We start from the raw sequence: 269 nt of genomic DNA, 5'->3' as shown, positions 1-269 counted from the left end.
TTGTCCGAGCGACGGGTGTGCCGGGTTCTGGGTCAACACCGATCTACTCAGAGACGGTTGCCAGCGGGGCGTGCGGATGAGGCGCGCCTGGTGGCCGACATGATCGAGTTGACCCGCCAGTATGGACGCTATGGCTATCGCCGGATTGCCGCTCTGCTGAGGGATGCAGGTTGGCAGGTGAACGACAAGCGCGTCGAACGGCTATGGCGGCGCGAGGGGCTTAAAGTACCAACGAAACAGCCGAAGAAAGCGCGGCTCTGGCTCAATGA

General features: G+C 62.1%; 1 protein-coding gene. It reads left to right on the top strand.

Annotation, left to right across the window (positions count from 1 at the left end; translation table 11 throughout):
• The coding region (locus tag G0Q06_RS14950) for an IS3 family transposase (RefSeq protein WP_163967463.1) at nucleotides 1–269 on the top strand (269 nt) is incomplete at both ends.

It is taken from the genome of Oceanipulchritudo coccoides (assembly GCF_010500615.1).
GTDB lineage: Bacteria > Verrucomicrobiota > Verrucomicrobiia > Opitutales > Oceanipulchritudinaceae > Oceanipulchritudo > Oceanipulchritudo coccoides.
The sequence above is the reverse complement of the archived record's forward strand: the minus strand, read 5'-3'. Positions and strand labels throughout refer to the sequence as shown.